Origin of the sequence: Protofrankia sp. CiP1_Cm_nod1, assembly GCF_920888515.1 — a bacterium.
Taxonomy (GTDB): Bacteria; Actinomycetota; Actinomycetes; order Frankiales; family Frankiaceae; genus Protofrankia.
In genome coordinates, this window is sequence record NZ_CAKKTM010000295.1 from 1 (window position 1) to 2,289 (window position 2,289).

At 69.2% G+C, this 2,289-nt stretch carries 3 protein-coding genes; 2 read left to right on the forward strand and 1 reads right to left on the reverse strand.

Features of this window, described 5'->3' with window-relative positions; translation table 11 throughout:
* On the reverse strand, positions 1-465 hold a 465-nt coding region (locus NBX02_RS13300; protein WP_250291572.1), incomplete at its 3' end, for a relaxase domain-containing protein.
* 328 nt (positions 466-793) lie between these two features.
* Here NBX02_RS13300 and NBX02_RS13305 point away from each other — a divergent pair.
* Together NBX02_RS13305 and NBX02_RS23175 are read left to right on the forward strand one after the other, a co-directional pair.
* Positions 794-1,015 carry a hypothetical protein gene (locus NBX02_RS13305; protein WP_250284034.1) on the forward strand — a complete coding sequence of 74 codons (222 nt, stop codon included), beginning with the start codon at positions 794-796 and terminating at the stop codon, positions 1,013-1,015.
* 923 nt (positions 1,016-1,938) lie between these two features.
* A partial coding sequence (locus tag NBX02_RS23175; protein WP_445548413.1) for an effector-associated constant component EACC1 occupies positions 1,939-2,289 on the forward strand: 351 nt, incomplete at its 3' end.

Here is a 2,289-nt window from a genome sequence, read left to right on the forward strand (position 1 = left end):
GTCGGATCGCCTGCCGGTGCCGCGCGCGGCGGTGCGCTGCGCGAGCCGCCGCAGATAGGACGCTCCGACCCCGAGGATCGCCGCCGCCTCCCGCAAGGTCAGGACATCATCCTGCCCCTGCCCCGCCGTCGACGGGGTGCCGATGGCCGACGGGGTACCGAGGGTGGCCCGACCGGCCGACCCGGCCGCGGGCAGCACCGGCAGTCCGGTGCGGGCGTGCAGCCCGCACAGCAGCCGCTGTAGGTGCACCGGATCGACCTGGCCGCGCAGCCCGAGCAGATCCGCGCCGGAACCCCGCGCCCGCCCGCGAGCCGTCCCGGCGCTGTAGTAGCCCGCAGGGCCGTGGCGGACGGTTTCGGATGCGGTCGGGGTGCCGTGGACGTAGTCGACGACCCGCCGGGCCGCCGCGGCAACATCGGTAAAGTCCCGGGCCCGTAACCCCAGCACCTTCACCGTGGCAATCACTGTTCGTCATCCGTCATCATGGACATCTCATTCCGCGCATACGGCACCGTGCTCCGGCCCGGAATCCGGTGGCACGTCGACACGCGAAAGCCCGCGTCCCTCGCTGGGTGAATCAGACCGGTCGAACCGGAACCGGCATCGGAAACAGAACCGGTCGCATCGGCGATGACATGTCATCGCCGCGCTCATCGCGGCTGTCATCGCGGCTGGTCGGCGGCCGTGCCGGCATGGGCGTGGTCTGCCCATGCCGGCGGGGTGTCGCCCTCCCGGATCCAGAGCGGGCCTGGGAGCGGGCCGGTTATCGTCGGGTCCCGTGGATGAGCCGCCGGTGTTCGTGGGGTCCTCCGACATCGCCGTCGTCCTCGGCCTGACCCGGCAGGCCGTCGACCGCCGACTGCGGATCGATCCCGTCGCCCCCGCGCCGGCCGCGACGGTCAATCGCACCCGGACCTGGGGCGGCACCCGGGTGTGGTGGCGCGCGGACATCGACCGCTGGCTCGGCGGCCCCAACCCGGACCGCTGGACGTCCCTGCCCGGCCAGGCCCGCTGACTCCGAGGACCGCGCGGCACGTCCGTCCCAGCCCCGCCCGGTCACAGACCAGTCGATCATGATCTGGTGGTGAGTCGTGCGGTTTCCCGGTGGTCGGTAGCACGGGTGCGCGGAGACGGGACCGGTTTCTCCGGTCAGAACCGGTGGAACACGCCGTCCGAGTGGCGTGCCCGATCCGCGAATACATCCACTGTGGGCTGCGATGACACGTCATCGCGTAGTTCCCGGACGGCGAAACCGGGGTGTATCAAACGGCACCGGGTGGCACGAAATCCGTAAGGGACATATGACGGTGTCGCGCACAGCGCGACACCGTCGAGGAGCGTTTTCGTTCGAATATTCGCGAGCTGCCTTTGGCGGGGTTCATGGGATGTTTCAAGATCTGAAGTGTTGTCGCTGGACGGCTCCACGGTCGCAGGTGGGCGCCGGCGCACGTGTGGAGATGCTGACGTCGATCGGATCATCCGCTGCCGGCCGCCGTGTCTCATCGGAGTCCGCGGTCGCAGCGGATCCGGTTTCCCCGCGTCGTATGTCGCACGCGAAGGGACGGCGGCACCGGCTGATCGATTTACTGCCACGATCATAACGATCGCGGATCGTTAGCTGTCAGTATCGGTGTGTAGCCATTGACGGTCCCTGCGCTTCGGCCGTTTAATAAACGCAGGAAAAAACGGGGGGATTGTCGTACCCAGGTGTCGATGGGGACGGCTCTGCCGAGGCTCTCTGGAGGTTTGACCTCGCCTCGGAACGGCACGACCAGCCAGGGGATACTGGCAGCTCCGTCCGGGGCGGCACACTCGGGGCAGAGCAGCGAGAGTCTTTCGCTGCCGGCCCCGATCCAGCAGCGGACGTGTCTTACGTGCCGGTCGAGCGGCACCAGGTGACGATCGGGGAGCCACCGCGGTGCGGCTTGGGGCGAGGTTGTGGATTGGCCGTCGATCCTGGCGTTGCTCGGCGCTGCCGGAACCGGGTGTGCCACGGTGGTCGTCACCTGGCTTCGGACCCGTGTCGGGGACGTGACGGTGACCGTGACGTCGGGGCCGGACGGTCCAGCGATTGATCTGAACGCGACCAACGTGCGGAACCTGGACGCGGAAGGACTCCGACGCCAGATCGCGGACGTCGTTCGCGGGCTGGCGGACTCGCAGGCGCCATCCGGGGCGCAGGCCGACGTTGGGGAACGACCGGGCGACCGGGGTGACTGGTCGGATGGGGAGCTGGAAACGGGGCGGTTACCCGTCACCGCGCCAGCTCCCTGTCCGGCCGGTTCCAGT